At 74.1% G+C, this 15,750-nt stretch carries 14 protein-coding genes and 1 tRNA gene; 3 read left to right on the top strand and 12 right to left on the bottom strand.

Going from position 1 to position 15,750, the window contains the following annotated elements:
• Positions 1–53: 53 nt before the first annotated feature.
• From nusG to SNE206_RS09770, 3 genes are all read right to left on the bottom strand, one after another.
• Positions 54–923, bottom strand: a complete 870-nt coding sequence (gene nusG, locus SNE206_RS09780; RefSeq protein WP_407912980.1) for a transcription termination/antitermination protein NusG — start codon at positions 921–923, stop codon at positions 54–56.
• Positions 924–1,148: 225 nt separating this feature from the next.
• On the bottom strand, positions 1,149–1,508 hold the full coding sequence (gene secE / locus SNE206_RS09775; protein ID WP_405012855.1) for a preprotein translocase subunit SecE: 360 nt from the start codon (positions 1,506–1,508) through the stop codon (positions 1,149–1,151).
• Between the two features lie 142 nt (positions 1,509–1,650).
• Positions 1,651–1,723 (bottom strand) — tRNA-Trp (locus tag SNE206_RS09770).
• Positions 1,724–1,968: 245 nt separating this feature from the next.
• Here SNE206_RS09770 and SNE206_RS09765 point away from each other — a divergent pair.
• Both SNE206_RS09765 and SNE206_RS09760 read left to right on the top strand, forming a co-directional pair.
• Entirely contained in the window at positions 1,969–3,207 is a 1,239-nt protein-coding gene (locus SNE206_RS09765; protein ID WP_407912979.1) for a pyridoxal phosphate-dependent aminotransferase, read from the top strand.
• A 112-nt stretch (positions 3,208–3,319) separates the two neighbouring features.
• The gene (locus SNE206_RS09760) at positions 3,320–4,459 is read left to right on the top strand and encodes an adenosine deaminase (RefSeq protein ID WP_407912978.1); all 1,140 of its coding nucleotides are present in this window, start codon (positions 3,320–3,322) and stop codon (positions 4,457–4,459) included.
• Here SNE206_RS09760 and SNE206_RS09755 read toward each other — a convergent pair.
• Positions 4,373–5,413 (bottom strand): UDP-N-acetylmuramate dehydrogenase, encoded by a 1,041-nt coding sequence (locus SNE206_RS09755; protein ID WP_407912977.1) that lies wholly within the window; start codon positions 5,411–5,413, stop codon positions 4,373–4,375. The two genes, SNE206_RS09760 and SNE206_RS09755, sit on opposite strands and share 87 nt — an antisense overlap.
• Before the next feature lie 142 nt (positions 5,414–5,555).
• Here SNE206_RS09755 and SNE206_RS09750 point away from each other — a divergent pair, with 142 nt between their 5' ends.
• Positions 5,556–6,191 carry a MerR family transcriptional regulator gene (locus tag SNE206_RS09750; RefSeq protein ID WP_407912976.1) on the top strand — a complete coding sequence of 212 codons (636 nt, stop codon included), beginning with the start codon at positions 5,556–5,558 and terminating at the stop codon, positions 6,189–6,191.
• Positions 6,192–6,276: 85 nt separating this feature from the next.
• On the opposite strand, the gene SNE206_RS09745 is transcribed toward SNE206_RS09750, so the two are convergent.
• The 8 genes from SNE206_RS09745 to SNE206_RS09710 form a co-directional block, all read right to left on the bottom strand.
• Entirely contained in the window at positions 6,277–7,746 is a 1,470-nt protein-coding gene (locus SNE206_RS09745) for an MFS transporter (protein ID WP_407912975.1), read from the bottom strand.
• 83 nt (positions 7,747–7,829) lie between these two features.
• Positions 7,830–8,276, bottom strand: a complete 447-nt coding sequence (locus SNE206_RS09740) for a DUF3291 domain-containing protein (RefSeq protein WP_407912974.1) — start codon at positions 8,274–8,276, stop codon at positions 7,830–7,832.
• A 164-nt stretch (positions 8,277–8,440) separates the two neighbouring features.
• Entirely contained in the window at positions 8,441–9,736 is a 1,296-nt protein-coding gene (locus SNE206_RS09735; protein ID WP_407912973.1) for an NAD(P)/FAD-dependent oxidoreductase, read from the bottom strand.
• Between the two features lie 19 nt (positions 9,737–9,755).
• Positions 9,756–10,460 carry a 4'-phosphopantetheinyl transferase family protein gene (locus SNE206_RS09730; protein ID WP_407912972.1) on the bottom strand — a complete coding sequence of 235 codons (705 nt, stop codon included), beginning with the start codon at positions 10,458–10,460 and terminating at the stop codon, positions 9,756–9,758.
• Entirely contained in the window at positions 10,447–10,659 is a 213-nt protein-coding gene (locus tag SNE206_RS09725; RefSeq protein ID WP_405012846.1) for a hypothetical protein, read from the bottom strand. The genes SNE206_RS09730 and SNE206_RS09725 overlap by 14 nt, the downstream gene beginning before the upstream one ends.
• Before the next feature lie 32 nt (positions 10,660–10,691).
• A complete protein-coding gene (locus tag SNE206_RS09720) occupies positions 10,692–12,482 on the bottom strand; it encodes an acyl-CoA dehydrogenase family protein (RefSeq protein WP_407912971.1) in 1,791 nt (596 codons plus the stop codon).
• Between the two features lie 34 nt (positions 12,483–12,516).
• Positions 12,517–14,232, bottom strand: a complete 1,716-nt coding sequence (locus SNE206_RS09715) for an acyl-CoA dehydrogenase family protein (protein WP_407912970.1) — start codon at positions 14,230–14,232, stop codon at positions 12,517–12,519.
• On the bottom strand, positions 14,229–15,750 hold a 1,522-nt coding region (locus tag SNE206_RS09710), incomplete at its 5' end, for a PfaD family polyunsaturated fatty acid/polyketide biosynthesis protein (protein ID WP_407912969.1). The genes SNE206_RS09715 and SNE206_RS09710, both read right to left, overlap by 4 nt.

The raw sequence follows: 15,750 nt of genomic DNA, 5'->3' as shown, positions 1-15,750 counted from the left end.
CAAAACGGCTGCGGGGCGGGGCCGTGGCCCCGCCCCGCAGCCGACGGCGTGGGTCAGTTCTTCTGGATCTGGTCGAACGACAGCTCGACCGGGGTCTCGCGGCCGAAGATCTCGACGAGGCCCTTGACCTTCTTCGAGTCCGGGTTGATCTCGTTGATGGTCGCCTGCAGGGTGGCGAACGGGCCGTCGGTGACGGTGACCGAGTCGCCGACCTCGAAGTCGAGCACCTGGACCTCGACCGGGCGGACGGGCGAGGCCTTGCCGGCCTCCTTCGCCGCGGCGCGCTGGACGTCCGGGGCGAGCATGTTGACGACCTCGTCCAGGGTCAGCGGGTACGGGTCGTAGGCGTTGCCCACGAACCCGGTGACACCGGGCGTGTTGCGCACGACGCCCCAGGACTCGGCGTCCAGCTCCATGCGGACCAGGACGTAGCCGGGCAGCTTGTTCTGGCGGATGGTCTTGCGGTCGCCGTTCTTGATCTGGACGACCTCTTCCTGCGGCACGGCCGACTCGAAGATGCGGTCCTCGACGTTCAGCGAGACCGAGCGCTGCTCGAGGTTCTGCTTCACGCGGTTCTCGTAGCCGGCGTAGGTGTGGATGACGTACCACTCGCCGGGGGCCAGGCGGAGCTTCTCGCGGAACTCGACGACCGGGTCGACCTCCACCTCCTCGACGGGCTCGGCCTCGTCGTCGGCCTCGGACACCTCGTCGTCGGCGGCGGTCTCGTCGTCGGCGGAGACCTCGTGCAGCGCGTCGACCTCGGCCGGCTCGCCCGCCTCCGCCTCGTCCGAAGCCTCGACCTCGTCCTCGTCGGCGTCCGCGGCGTCGAGGATCTGCTCCACGGCCTCGGTGTCGGCAGCCTCGGCCGCGACATCCGCCTCGGTGACGGTCTCGTCGGCGTCGTACAGGGGGGACTCAGACACGGGCGCTGCTTCTTTCCTGGGATGTGGAACGGATACCTCAACAGTACCGAGTCAACGGTAGCGGGCCTGCCCGGTCTGCGCCGAAAGCCCGCCTTCGCCGCTCACCCCGCACCGGGCGCGGGGCCTGGTGTCGATCGGGTGTGCGGGCGGGCGGGCTTCCGGGGGCGTCGTCCGGCAGGCCGGAGGCGTCCGACGAGGAGAGGTCGGCCGGTCCGGCGGCGGGGATCAGCCGAAGATGACGAGGCTGAGCTTCGCGAAGCCGGTGTCCATGCCGTAGACGGCCAGCATGACCACCACGACGAACACCACCACGACGGTGGTGTACTGGAGCAGCTCGTTGCGGCTCGGCCAGACGACCTTGCGGAGCTCGGCGATGATCTGGCGGTAGAAGATCGCGATGCGGGCGAACAGGCCCTTCTTGGCCCGCTTGCCCGACTTGCGCTCGCCGCCCTCGCCCTTGCGGGCACGCTTGCGGTCGCGACGGGAGAGAGCCTTGTCATCGCCCTCAGGCGTGGCGGCAGCGCCGTCGGCACCCTCGGGGTTGCCGCTCTCAGGCGTCGCGGTGGAGCCCGTGGTCTCCGTCACTCGTCCTCACCTGAATCCGGGTCCTGCCGAGGGGCGCGCCCTGGAGGCACGACCTGTCCGGCGAATGCGTAGCTGGCGGGGCCCTCTCCGCATCAAGCCCGCTCGCTCTGCGGAGCGAACGGGCTCGGTACGGATCAAGCAGCAGGGCACGAGGGACTCGAACCCCCAACCGCCGGTTTTGGAGACCGGTGCTCTACCAATTGAGCTAGTGCCCTACGGTGCCTCGCGGCCCCGGAGTTGACCCCCAACCTACCGTATCCGGGACGCTGCGTGGTGGACGCATCGGCGGAACCGCACTTCGGGGGCCATCGAGCGACGAGCATACGGGTTCTTGAGCGTTTGGTCGAACCTCATTCCGCCGTGATCCCGTCGCCGACGGCGTCCGCCCGGGCCGCGGAACGGCCGGTACACATGCCGGAACGCCCGTGACCGGCCCCGACCCCTCTGCGACCATGCACCCATGAGCGCTCCCACCCCCGCCCACACCAGTCCTGCCGACCGCCGGGTGTCCGCCCGGATCGGCGCCATCGCGGAGTCCGCCACGCTCGCCGTGGACGCCCGGGCCAAGGCCCTCAGGGCCGCCGGCCGTCCGGTCATCGGCTTCGGGGCGGGCGAGCCCGACTTCCCGACGCCCGGCTACGTCGTCGACGCCGCCGTCGCCGCCTGCCAGGACCCGGAGAACCACCGGTACACCCCGGCCGGCGGACTGCCCGAGCTGAAGGCCGCGATCGCCGCCAAGACGCTGCGCGACTCCGGCTACGCGGTCGACGCCTCGCAGGTGCTCGTGACCAACGGCGGCAAGCAGGCCATCTACGAGGCGTTCGCCGCGATCCTCGACCCGGGCGACGAGGTCGTCGTCCCGGCCCCGTACTGGACGACCTACCCGGAGGCGATCCGGCTCGCGGGCGGTGTGCCGGTCGAGGTCGTCACCGACGAGACCACCGGCTACAAGGCCTCGGTGGAGCAGCTGGAGGCGGCCCGCACCCCCCGGACCAAGGTCGTGCTGTTCGTCTCGCCGTCCAACCCGACCGGCGCGGTCTACACCCGCGGGGAGACCGAGGCGATCGGCCGCTGGGCCGCCGGGCACGGCCTGTGGGTGCTGACGGACGAGATCTACGAGCACCTGGTCTACGGCGACGCGGAGTTCACCTCGCTGCCGGCCCTGCTGCCCGAGCTGCGCGACCGGTGCATCGTGGTCAACGGCGTGGCGAAGACGTACGCGATGACGGGGTGGCGGGTGGGCTGGCTGATCGGCCCGGCGGACGTCGTGAAGGCCGCGGCCAACCTGCAGTCGCACGCCACCTCGAACGTCGCGAACGTGTCGCAGCGGGCCGCGCTCGCCGCCGTGGCGGGCGACCTGTCGGCCGTCGACGAGATGCGGGCGGCCTTCGACCGCCGCCGCCGGACCATCGTGGCGATGCTCAACGCGATCGACGGCGTGGTCTGCCCCGAGCCCGAGGGCGCGTTCTACGTCTACCCCTCGGTGAAGGGCCTGCTGGGCCGCGAGATCCGCGGCAGCCGGCCGGGGACCTCGGCGGAGCTGGCCGCGCTGATCCTGGACGAGGCCGAGGTCGCGGTCGTGCCCGGGGAGGCCTTCGGCACCCCCGGCTACCTGCGGCTGTCGTACGCCCTGGGCGACGCCGACCTCGTCGAGGGGGTCACCCGGCTGCAGCAGCTGCTGGCCGAGGCGCGCGGCTGAGACCGGCCCCCGGGCCGTTGCCGCCCCCCTGACATCCCGTCGAAACTCATTCTTTCGAGGGATGTCAGGGGGGCGGCTCCCGTTCGGCCCCCGGATGCGGCAGGATCGGTGGATGGATCGCCTTTCCGTCCCGCGCGACGTCGCCGCCCTCCCCAAGGCCCACCTCCACCTGCACTTCACCGGGTCGATGCGTCCGGCCACCCTGCTGGAGCTGGCGGACAAGCACGGCGTGCGACTGCCGGAGGCGCTCAGCTCGGGCGAGCCCCCGCAGCTGCGGGCGACCGACGAGCGAGGCTGGTTCCGGTTCCAGCGCCTCTACGACACCGCCCGCTCGGTGCTGCGCGACGAGTCGGACATCCGCCGGCTCGTCCGGGAGACCGCCGAGGACGAGCGGAGCGACGGCTCCCGCTGGCTGGAGATCCAGGTCGACCCGACCTCGTACGCGCCGCGGCTCGGCGGGCTGATCCCGGCGCTGGAGCTGATCCTCGACGCGGTGCGGGAGGCCTCCGCGGCGACCGGCGTGGGCATCCGGGTCGTCGTCGCCGCGAACCGGATGAAGTCGCCGATGGACGCCCGCACGCTGGCCCGGCTCGCCGTGCGCTACACCGACCAGGGCGTGATCGGCTTCGGGCTCTCCAACGACGAGCGGCGCGGCTTCGCCCGCGACTTCGACCGCGCCTTCGCCATCGCCCGCAGCGGCGGGCTGCTGGCCGCTCCGCACGGCGGCGAGCTGGCGGGCCCGGAGTCGGTGCGCGACTGCCTGGACGACCTGGGCGCCGGCCGGGTCGGGCACGGCGTGCGCTCCGCCGAGGACCGCCGCCTGCTCGACCGGCTCGCCGACCGCGGTGTCACCTGCGAGGTGTGCCCGGCCTCCAACGTCGCGCTCGGCGTCTACGAGCGCCCCGAGGACGTGCCGCTGCGGACGCTCTTCGAGGCCGGGGTGCCGCTCGCGCTGGGCGCCGACGACCCGCTGCTGTTCGGCTCCCGGCTCGCCGCCCAGTACGACGCGGCGCGCACCGTGCACGGCTTCGGCGACACCGAGCTCGCCGAGCTGGCCCGGCAGTCGGTGCGCGGCTCGGTGGCGCCGGAGTCGGTGCGCAAGGAGCTGCTGGCCGGCATCGACGCCTGGCTGGACGGCGCCGACACCCCGGCGGCGGCGGCCGCGCTAGAGTGCGACGCCCACCATCACGGGCTCGTTCACCAGCTCCACGCCGAAGGCGGCGCGCACGCCGTCGCGGATCTCGCGGGCTAGCGCCAGCAGGTCGGCGGTGGTGGCCGCGCCACGGTTGGTGAGGGCCAGCGTGTGCTTGGTGGAGAGGGTCGCCGGGCCGTCGCCGTAGCCCTTGGTGAAGCCGGCGTTGTCGATCAGCCAGGCCGCCGAGGTCTTGGTGCAGCCGTCCGGCGCCGGGTAGGCGGGGGCGTCGGGGCCCCCCGGGCGGGCCGTGAAGGCGGCGTACTGCTCGGCGGTGAGCACCGGGTTGGTGAAGAACGAACCCGCCGACCAGGTGTCGTGGTCGGCCTCGTCGAGCACCATGCCCTTGCCCGCCCGCAGCCGCAGGACGGTCTTGGCGGCGGTGGCGAGGTCGACCCGCTCGCCGGCCAGGACGCCGAGCGTCCGGGCGACCTCCGCGTACTTCACCGGGGAGGACTGCCCGGCGGCGTCCTCCAGCCCGAAGCGCACCCGCAGCACGACGTACCGGTCCGGGTCGGCCTTGAAGCGGCTGTGCCGGTAGGAGAAGGCGCACTCGGCGCCGGTGAGGGTGACCGTGTCGCCCAGGTGGCGGTCGTAGGCGGTGACCGAGGTGACCGTCCCGGCGACCTCCTGGCCGTAGGCGCCGACGTTCTGCACGGGGGTGGCGCCCGCCGAGCCGGGGATGCCGGACAGGAACTCGATGCCCGCCAGGCCCGCGTCGACCGTACGGGCGACCGCCTCGGCCCAGACCTCGCCGGCGGCCAGCTCCAGGCCGGTGCCGTCGAGGACGAAGCCGCGGGTGGCGATCCGCAGCACGGTGCCCTCGAAGCCCGCGTCGCCGATCACCAGGTTGGAGCCGCCGCCGAGGACGAGGAGCGGCTCGCCCGCCGCGTCGGCCTCGCGGACGACCGCGACGACCTCCTCGTCGGTCGTGGCGGTGACCAGCCGGCGGGCCGGGCCGCCGAGCCGGAGGGTGGTCAGCGGGGCGAGCGGAGCGTTCTGGAGTACCTGCACGCGCTCCACGGTATACGGGACGCCGGGCCGTCCGGGCGGGTGCTCCGTCCGGGCCCGCGGGGCATTTTGGAGACGTATGCTATCCATATCGGTCCGCGGCCCACCCGCACGGACCACGGGAGCACTCGGGAGACGGGACGCGATGCGCATCGGAGAGCTGAGCCGGCGGACCGGGGTGCCGGTGCCGACCATCAAGTACTACCTGCGGGAGGGCCTGATCCCCGGCGGCGAGCTGACCAGCCCGAACCAGGCGCAGTACGGCGAGGCGCACGTGCACCGGCTGAAGCTCGTCCGCGCGATGGTCGACGTCGGCAAGCTCTCGGTCGCCGCCACCCGCGACGTGCTCAACGCCGTCGACGAACCGGGCCTCAGCCTGCACCGCGTGCTCGGCATCGCCCAGGCCGCCGTCACGCCGGAACCCGTCGCGGCCGACCCGGACGCCTGGGCACGGGCCGAGCAGCTGGTCGACGCCCTCGTGGAGCGGCACGGGTGGGAGGTCAAGCCGGACAATCCGGCCCGGCGTGCCCTCGCCCAGCTGGTCGTGACCTTCCGCGACCTCCGCCAGGACGACCTGCTCGACCTCTTCGACGACTACGCGGTCGCCGCGGAGCGGCTCTCCACCGCCGAACTCGCGATGATCGGCCGCCGCGAGGGCCTGGACAGCAAGGTCGAGGGGGCGGTGCTGGGCACGGTGCTGGGCGACGCCCTGATCGGTGCGATGCGCCGGCTCGCCCAGGCGGACGCCTCGCACCGGGCGTTCGAGGCCGCCCGCGGCTGAGGGCGACGGCTCGGGCCCGCGGCCCGCACACGCGCAGGCCCCCCGGAGCGTTCCGGGGGGCCTGCGGGCGTACGGGGCGGACCGGTCAGGCGACGACCGGGGCGGGCTCGTCCGCGGGCACCTCGGCCGGCGCCCCGGCGGCCGGCCGCGGCGGGCGCGGGATGAAGAGGGCGCAGACGCCGCCGGCGACCACGACCGCGACGCCGACCCAGACCGCCGGGTGCAGGCCGTCGACGAAGTGCTGGGCGGAGTCCGGGCTGCCGTACTCCAGGAACACGCTGCTCAGCACCGCGATGCCGAGCGCGCCGCCGATCTCCCGGACGGTGGTGTTGGCGCCCGAGGCCTTGCCGCGGTGCTCCGGGCCGACGGCGCCGAGCACGACGGCGGCGGTCGGGGCGATCGCGAAGCCCATGCCGGCGCCGGCCAGGAGCATCGCGCCGACCAGACGGGAGTACGGGGTGTCGTCGGTGGCGGCCAGGTTGATCCAGGCGAGGCCGGCGGCCTGCAGGAAGAGGCCGAGGGCCATCAGCCGCCCGCCGCCGACCCGGTCGGTGAGCGCCCCGGCGATCGGGGCGATGACCATCGGCATCAGCGTCCAGGCGAGGGTGAGCACGCCGGCGTGGAGGGGGGTGCGGTACGGGGCGATCTGCAGGTACTGGGAGAGGAAGAAGATCGACCCGAAGACGCCGAAGTACATGGAGGCGGAGACGATGTTGGTCAGGGTGAAGGCGCGGATCCGGTAGAAGCCGAGCGGGAGCAACGGGTGCTCGACGCGGCGCTCCCAGAGGACGAAGGCGACGAGCAGGACCGCTCCGGCGACGAAGGCGCCGACGATCCGGGCGGAGGTCCAGCCGTGCTCGGCGCCGTTGACGATGCCCCAGACGAGGGCGAGCAGGCCGGCGGAGGCGAGCAGCATGCCGAGGACGTCGAGGCTCGCGCGCTCGCCGCGGCTCTCGCGGAGGACCTTGAGGACGAGCGGGACGGCGAGCAGGCCGACGGGCACGTTGATCCAGAAGATCCACTCCCAGGCGAGGCCGTCGACGACGGCGCCGCCCACGACCGGGCCGAGGGCGATGGCGAGGCCGCTGACGGCGCCCCAGAGGCCGAGCGCGAGGCTGCGGAGGCGCTCGGGCACGGCCTGCGAGAGGAGGGTCAGCGAGAGCGGCATGACGGCGGCGGCGCCGAAGCCCTGCACGGTGCGGGCGGCGATGAGCTGGGCGCTGGTGTCGGCGAGGCCGCAGGCGATCGAGGAGAGGGTGAAGATCGCGATGCCGATGGTGAAGACCTTGCGGCGGCCGAAGCGGTCACCGAGGGCGGCGCCGGTGAGCAGGAGGCAGGAGAAGCTGAGGACGTAGGCGTTGACGAACCACTGGAGGTCCTGGGTGTCGGCCTTGAGGTCGACGGCGAGGGTGTGCAGGGCGGTCGAGACGACCAGGTTGTCGAGCGCGACCATGAACATCGGCACGCTGCACGCGACGATCGAGAGCCAGAGCGGGACCGTGGGGCCGGGGTCGGCCGGTGCGGGGCGGGACCCCGTCATTGCTGTCGAGGACATGACACCTATCTCCTTCGGGTGTGGTGCGACGGGGCCCCGCAGGGCCGGAACAGGGAGGGGCCGGGCACGGACCCCGACCGGCCTCAGCCCTCGGCCGCACCCCCGGCGGCAGAACCCTCGGCGGCCGCGGCGGCGTCGGCCTGCCGCTGCTCGGCCAGCCGGCGCCGCGCGTCCGGCCAGAGGATCGGGAGCTCCTCCACCGGCACCTCCCAGAAGGTGAAGGTGGAGTCGCGCATGGTCGACCGCAGCGAGGTCATGATCGAGTAGTGCGGCTCGGTCTTGGCGTAGGTGTACAGGGCCTCGCGGGTCTCCCATGCGGAGAGCGTCCAGAAGGTGCGCTTCAGCGGCTCGGCGATGAGCGAGGCGCCGAGGGCGCCGGGGGCGGTGCGCACCTGCTTCCAGGCGGCGAGGGACTTCAGGAAGAAGCGCGGCACGTCGGAGAGCGAGCGGACCTCCAGCCGGGAGGCCATCACGAGAGCACGGGTCTGCGGCCGAGGGGCGTTCGGCGTGATCCAGGGGAGTGTGGGCATGGAGGGAGCCTTCCTCGGTCGCCGGCCCGGCGAACCACCCCGGGGCGGTCCGCCGGTACCGATAATGGCACCTTGCACTATCCACTATAGAGAGTGGAGATGTCCGATGCCAGTTTTTTCGGCGACCGGTGCGCCCCGACGGCCGGACGCCCCGCGGAGACCGCTCAGCGGCCGAGCTCCCGCAGCAGCTGCTCCGCCGCCTCCAGCCCCGAGGAGAACCCCGCCTCGTGCGAACCGATCTGGTCGTAGTGCAGCTGCTTGGAGTGGAAGTACGAACCGGCCAGCTTGATCCGGGTGCCCTCGTTGACGCGGTAGATCGTCTTCTGCAGGGTGCGCAGATCGAGGTCGATGACCGGGTGCTCGTAGCGGAGCTCGCGGATCACCGTCTCCTCCCGCACGGGCAGCGGGTAGTCGAGGGTCACGAAGTAGTCGCGCTCGGAGGTGAATCCGTGCAGCCGGTTCATGTAGTACGCGACGTACGGGCGGCTCCCGCCGTCGGCCGTGACCTTGCCGTAGTTCCAGTTGTCCCAGCGCGACCGGTCGGCGGGCATCACCGACGGGTCGGTGTGCAGCACCGCCACGGACGCGTTGTAGCGGATGCGCGCGAGCGTCTCGCCCTGCAGCGCACTCGGCTCGGTGAGGAGCCGGCGGGCCTGGTCGCCGTGCACGGCCACCACCGCGTGGTCGAAGCGCTCCGCGCCCGCCGCCGTCGACACGGTGACGCCGTCCGGCTGCTCGGTGACCGACAGCACCGGCTCGCCGAGCCGCAGCTTCGGGTCGATCGCCGCCACCGCCCGCCGCACGTACGAGATCGAACCGCCCTCCACCGTCTGCCAGTCGACGCGCCGGCCGCCGAGCCCGCCCTCGTCGTGCGCCATGAAGAAGGCGATGACCGTCGTCGCCGGCATCTCCCAGATCAGCTCGGCCGGCACCGACCACACCGCCGTGCACAGCAGGATGACGTAGCCGTACCGGAACTCGGCGCTGTAGCCGCCCCGGTCGAGGTACTCCCCCAGCGGCACGTCGGTGCGCTTGCGCAGGAAGTCCTTGCGGCCCTCCTGGTGGAAGCGGTGCGCCTCCCGCCAGATGGTGTGGAACTCCGCGGGGTAGCGGGCCAGCACCTCGTCCTCCGGCAGCGCCATCTCCTCGGTGCCGTACTGGAGTCCGGTGTCCAGGTCGAAGAAGTTGAAGCCGCCCTCGTGGCGGCGGGTGGGAACGCCCAGCTCGGTGAAGAACCGGCTGAGGTTCGGGTAGCTCGGCTTGTTGAAGACCACGAACGCGGTGTCGATGCCGAGCAGCCGTCCGGCGTCCTCGACCTCGATCGTGTTCGCGTGGCCGCCCGGACGGGGCTCCTCGTCGAAGAGGGTGATCTCGGCGTGCTCGCGCAGCCGGTACGCGGCGGACAGGCCGGCCACTCCGGCGCCGACGACCGCGACCCGGGGCTTGGTGGGAGCAGACATGCGGGGGTTCCTTCGCAGGCTAGGAGGCGATCAGGGTGCGGTGGATCCGGCCGCCGCGGCCGCCCTGCACCGCGGCGGCGAGGACGAAACCCGGAGCGGGACTGAGCAGTTCGAAATGCCAGGCGGCGTTCTCGGCGACCGGCCGGAGCGGGTCGGTCAGCCGGATGGGCGTGACGGCCGGCGGGCTGAACGAGAAGCCGGAGAGCTCCCGGCGCAGCCCGGTGCCGACGGCCTTCAGGTAGGCCTCCTTCAGCACCCAGTACGCGGCGATCCCCGCCGGCCGCTCGCCCTCCGGCAGGACGGCGAGAGCGGCCCGCTCGGCCGGCGCGAAGTGCCGCGGCAGGTGGCGGACGGCGTCCGGCCCGGCCACCGAGGGTTCGACGTCGACCCCGCAGGTGCCGCCCGCCGTGACCAGGCACGCCACCATGCCGTCGGTGTGCGAGAGGTTGAAGCGCAGGCCGTCGCCGGCCGGTTCGGGTTCCGGCCGGCCGTCGTCACCGGCCCGCACCCGCCAGCCGTCCAGCGGACGGCCCGAACGGGCGCTCAGCGCGTACCGGGCGAGCACCCGGCCGCCGAGGAAGCGCCGCCGGGAGGCCTCGCGGCGCAGCCGGGCCAGATGCGTCCGCTCGTCCGGGCCGAGCAGGGCGGCCCCGCCGTGCCGGGCCGCGAACGCCTCCACGGCGGGCTCGGGAAGCAGCCAGAGGTGGCCGTCACGTGCGGACATCACGCCTCCGCCGGGGCCGGGGCGCCGGGGCGGTGCCCAGCACGCCCATGCCGACGAGCTGCTTCAGCCACTCCGACATCTCCCAGCGCAGCCGCTCCCGGCAGGGCGGGCAGACCTTGAGATCCGGGTCGAGCCGGTCGCGTGATCCGCCCGCCCCGCAGGACGGGCAGGCCGCGCGGGTCCGGGGGTGTCGTGCCATGGGCGGGCTCCTTCCGGTGCGCGTTCACGGGGTCATCCGTCGGCGGGGCCGGGGCCGGTGCGCTCGGCCAGCGGGAACGGCCGGTGCGAGAACAGCCGGTTCTCCCAGTAGAGGCGGCGCAGCACGTCCATCACCTCGTCGACGACGGCGCTGTCGGTGACGGCCTCGTGCGGGTACCAGTGGCGGCGCAGCCGCTCCAGCTGGAGGAGCAGCAGGGCGCCGCTGGGCAGCGGGTCCTCCAGGGCCTCCGCCGAGTGGACGTGGGTGTGCACGCAGGCGGCGACGGCGTGCAGCAGGCAGTACTCCTTGGCGAGGTCGAACAGCTCGGCGGACTGCCCGTAGTCGCGGCCGAGTTCGGCGCGCAGGGCGAGGCACCGGCTGCGCAGGCCGCGGGCCCGGCCGAGGAGGTCCCCGGCGGTGTCGGCGGCGCGGGTGAGGCGGTCGCGCTCGTCGCCCTTGGCCTCCTCCGCGAGGCGGCGGAGGGCGGCGAGGGAGGCGGGTGCGGCGAGCAGGGCGTCGTCCCGGCCGCGGCTGTACAGCTCCTGGTCCCAGGGGCGGTAGAGCGGCAGCGGGGTGTCGAGGCCGTACAGGGTGCGGACGCGTTCCTCCGCGTCGGCGGCCGCGGCGGCGGGCGGCTCGACGGCGGCGGCGAGCAGGGCGTCCAGCTGGAGGGCGAGGTTCTTGAGGTTGACGACGGTGTTGCCGTCGGCGAAGTTGGCCACCAGGAGGTCGCGGAGCATCTTCTGGTGGATGCCGTAGTGCGGCAGGCCGCGGAGGTAGAAGCGGGCGCCGAGCACGATGTTGAGCTGCGACATGGTGCGTTCGAGCGTCGTCGGCACCAGGTACTTCGCCACCGACGACCACACGCTGGCCTGTTCCGGCACGAGCTGGAGGCTGCGGACCGCGCCGAGGCTGACCGCGTCGGCGACCATCAGGTCGGCGAAGCACTCGGCCAGCTGGCGCCGGGAGTACGGGATGTCGCTGACCGTGCGGCCGAAGATGACCCGGTGCTCGGTGAAGTCGAGGGTGACCCGCAGGGCGGTGTCGACGGCGGAGAGGGCGATGGAGCCGATGAGGGTCCGGGCGACCTGGGAGGTCTGCAGGGCGATCTCCAGGCCGGCGCCCTCGGCGCCGAGGCGGTTCGCCTCGGGCACGAAGACGCCGTCGACCCGGATGCCGCTCATGTCGAGGGCGCGCAGGCCGTGCAGCCGCTCGTTGGGCAGTTCCTCGACGGCGCCCGCCGGGGTGCGGCGCTTCTCCAGCAGGAGGATGGAGTATCCGGCGGGGCCGCCCGACTCCTTGGTGCGGGCGAAGACGGTGAGGCCGTCGGCGACGCGGGCGTTGCCGATCAGCCACTTCTCGCCGGTCAGCAGGTAGCCGCCGTCGACGCGTTCGGCGCGCATCTCGTTGCTGAGCACGTCGCTGCCGTGGTTGCGTTCGGACAGGCCCCAGGCGTAGCGGCTGCCCTGCTTCATGGCGTCGACGAGGTACTGCTTCTGCTCGTCGGTGCCGGCGATCCAGGCGGGCAGGAACGCCAGGCTGGTGATGATGAGGGCGGTGGCGGTGGTCGGGTCGCGGCGGGCGATGAGGCGCAGCAGGTTGAAGCCGGTCTCGACGTCGCCGGCCCGGCCGCCCTGCGCCTCGGGGATGTTGTACTCGTGCACCCCCCAGCGCTGCAGCAGGTTGACGAAGGCGTACGGGTACTCCTCGCGTTCGTCGTGGTCGAGGATCCGCTCGAACGGCATGCGGCTCGCCGGATCGTGCGGATCTCCCAGGTGGTTTTCCAACTCTGATGCGAGCCGTTCGAGTTCTGACTTCGACACCGGTCTCCTCCGGTCACGTGAGGGCAGGGGGCGGTCAGGCCAGCGCCGCGGGCGCGGCCGCGTACATCCGGCCCGCCGCGGTGAGGTCGAGCACGGTGTCGAGGGCCGGGGCGAGCAGCTCGGCCGCGCGGCGCGGCGGCCGGCCGTCGGCCCGGGCCAGCAGGTAGGCCAGGCAGGCGCCGAGCCAGCCGGCGGAGCCCGGCTTCTGCCCGTACAGCGGCAGGTGCCGGCTCGCCCACCACAGCTGCAGGCAGCAGGCCCCGGCCTGCAGCCAGGCGAACCGTTCGGCGAGGTCGACGAGTTCGTTGCCGGGCCGGGCCTGCTCCGCCTCGGCGGGCAGCGCGAGCAGGGCGGCGTGCAGCTGTTCGGCGAGGGCCGCGACCGCGGGTGCGCCGCCCTCCGCGAGGGCGGCCGCGGCGGGCGCCGCGACCGCACCGAGCGTGCCGGTCGGCAGGTCGCGGCCGCGCGCGTTGAGGTCGAGCCGGGCCGGGTCGTACGGCGGCAGCGGCGCGTCGAGCGCGAAGACCGCCCGGGCGCGGTCGTCGTCCGCCGTCACCGTCCCCGCCCGTGCCAGGGCGGGCAGTTGGCCGCTGAACGACCGCAGGTTGGCGAGCGTGCTGGTGTCGACCACGCGCACCAGGGCGGCGTCGCGCTGCAGCTTCTGGAAGAGGCCGCCGCCCGGGCCCTCGGCCCGCAGCACCGCCCGGGTCGCCAGCGTCGCGCCGCAGCGGGCGACGGCGTCCTCGACGGCCTCCGCGACGACGTGCTTCGCCGCGCAGCCCCAGACGCTGAACTGCTCGGGCGCCGCGTGGATGCCGCGGGCCGCGGCCAGCGCCACCGCGTCGGCGGCGAGCAGCGCGGCCGACGCCACCGCCAGCTCCCGCCGCTGGTACGGGGTGTCCAGGAGGACGGCCCTCCCGGTACGGCGTCCGGCGGCGAAGCCGAGGGTGAGGCGCAGCGCGGTGTCGGCGCAGCCGAGGCTGCCCGCGGTGGACATCAGCCGCACCACCTGCTGCGCCTTGACCGCCACCTCCAGCGCCTCGCCGGGCCGGCCCACGACCTGCTCCGCGGCGACCGGCAGGCGGTCGAAGCGCAGGTGCGCGAAGTCGATGCCGCGCATGCCGCCCGTGGGCACGGGCGCGCCGCGGTCCAGGCCCGGCCCGGCGGTGGCGAGGTCGAGCAGCACGGCGGTGAACGCCCCCGGCCCGCGCTCGCCGGTGCGGGCGACGACGTACGCGGCGTCGCACCGCTGCCCGAGGCCGACCATCCACTTCTCGCCGGTCAGCAGGTGGCCGCCGCCCGCCGGATCGGGCACCAGGCGGGTCGTGTTGGCCAGCAGGTCGCTGCCGTGCTCGGCCTCCGACAGGGCGAACGCCACCGCGCCGCCCGCCCGCAGCAGTCCGGCGACCTGCGCCTGCTGCGCGGCGGACCCGTGCAGGCGTACGCAGGTGGCGGCGGTGACGGAGAACATCGTCGCCGGCATCGCGTTGAGGTCGCGGCGGGCCGCGGCCCGCACGAGGAGCAGGCTGCGGTCGAAGGAGGCGAAGGTGCCGCCCATCCCGGCCGGCAGGTAGTCGAGGTGGAAGCCGGCCGAGCGGAGCGCCGCGGCCAGGTCGTCGGGGTAGGCGCCGGCGTCGTCGCGGCGGGCCGCGGCGGCGAAGCCGTACGGGTTGGCGGGGTCGTCGGCGGGGCCGAGCCGCTGCTCCAGCTGCTCGGCGGGCGCCGCCAGCCGGTCGAGGACGTCGGTCATCTCGCCCCCTCCAGGGAGCCGACCGACGACTCCAGCGGCACCGGCCGGTAGTCGGCCGCGGCGGCGGGCACGTGCACGCCCGCCGTGCGGAGCTGCGCCAGCCGGGTGTGGAACGCCGCGCCGCGCATCAGGTGGTGCGCGACCTCGGCGACGCGCCGGCTGCCGGGCGCCTTGAGGTAGCTGGCGGTCACCCAGTCGTTGAAGCTGCCCATCGCCGGGCCGCACCAGATCTGGTAGTCGAGCGTGCGGTCGGGGTCGCCGACGGTCGCCCAGCGCGAGGACATCCCGAGGTACCAGCGGAAGACCAGTGCCATCCGCCGCTTCGGGTTGTCCGCGGCCCGGGCGAGCTGCGCGGGGTCGCGGCGCTCGAAGTAGCCGACGCACTCGTCCCACACGTCGGCCAGCGGCCGCCGGAACACCTGCGCCTCCAGCCGGGCCCGCTCCCCCTCGGGCAGCGCCTCCAGGCCGTCGTAGGCCTGGTAGAGCTCGTACAGCTTCTTGGCCCGCATCGGGAAGAGCGTGCCCTTCTTCAGCACCTGCAGCTCGACGCCGAGCTCGAACATGTCGGCGGCCGGCGCCATCTCGAAGTCGGCGATGCCGGCCTCGGCGAGCAGCGTCTTCGTCGCCCGGGACGCCCCGGACTCCACGCACGACTGGTTGACCGAGCCGGTGACGACGTACGCGGCGCCCATCGCGAACGCCGCGGCGAGGGCGAGCGGCGTGCCGAGCCCGCCCGCCGCACCGACCCGGATCGGCACCGGGTAGCGGTGCTCGCGCTGCACGGTGTCGCGCAGCCGCAGGATGCTCGGCAGCAGCGCGGGCAGCGGACGGCGGTCGGTGTGGCCGCCGGAGTCGGCCTCCACCGTGATGTCGTCGGCCATCGGCACGTACTTCGCGAGGTCGGCCTGGAGCGGGGTGATCAGGCCCTGCTCCAGCAGGGCGCTGACGGTGGCGGCCGGGGCGGGCCGCATGAACCGCTCGGCGGTCTCGGTGCGGGAGATCTTGGCGATCACCCGGTGCTCGGCGACGGCCTGGCCGTCCGGGCCCTGCCGCAGGCCGGCCAGCCGGTAGCGCACGACGTGCGGGCTCAGCGCCATGAACGCGGACGCCTCGACGCAGCGCACGCCGTGCCGCAGGAAGAGTTCGACGGCCTCCCGCTCCAGCCGCTCCTCGCTGGGGCTGTGGATGAGGTTGACGGCGAACGGCCGGCCGGGGATCTCCGCCGCGAACCGGGCGAGCGCCTTCTCGATGGTCTCCGGCAGCAGTCCGGCCGCGCCGAACGAGCCGAGGTATCCCTCGCGGGCGAGGGCGATGACCATGTCGGCGGAGGCGATGCCGCCCGCCATGGCCCCGGCGAGGTAGGGCTGGCACACGCCGTGCGCGGCCAGGAACGCGGCCGAGCCGAGCCGCTGCGGGACCAGCGGCGGGGCCGCCGCGCGCCGGGGGCGGGCCGGCGGGCGGCCGCCCCCGGGGGCGGCCCCCCCCCCGGGGGCGGCGGCCCTGCCCGGCGGGGGGCGG

This window comes from Kitasatospora sp. NE20-6, from assembly GCF_045862635.1.
This window is presented reverse-complemented; position numbering and strand designations above follow the sequence as displayed.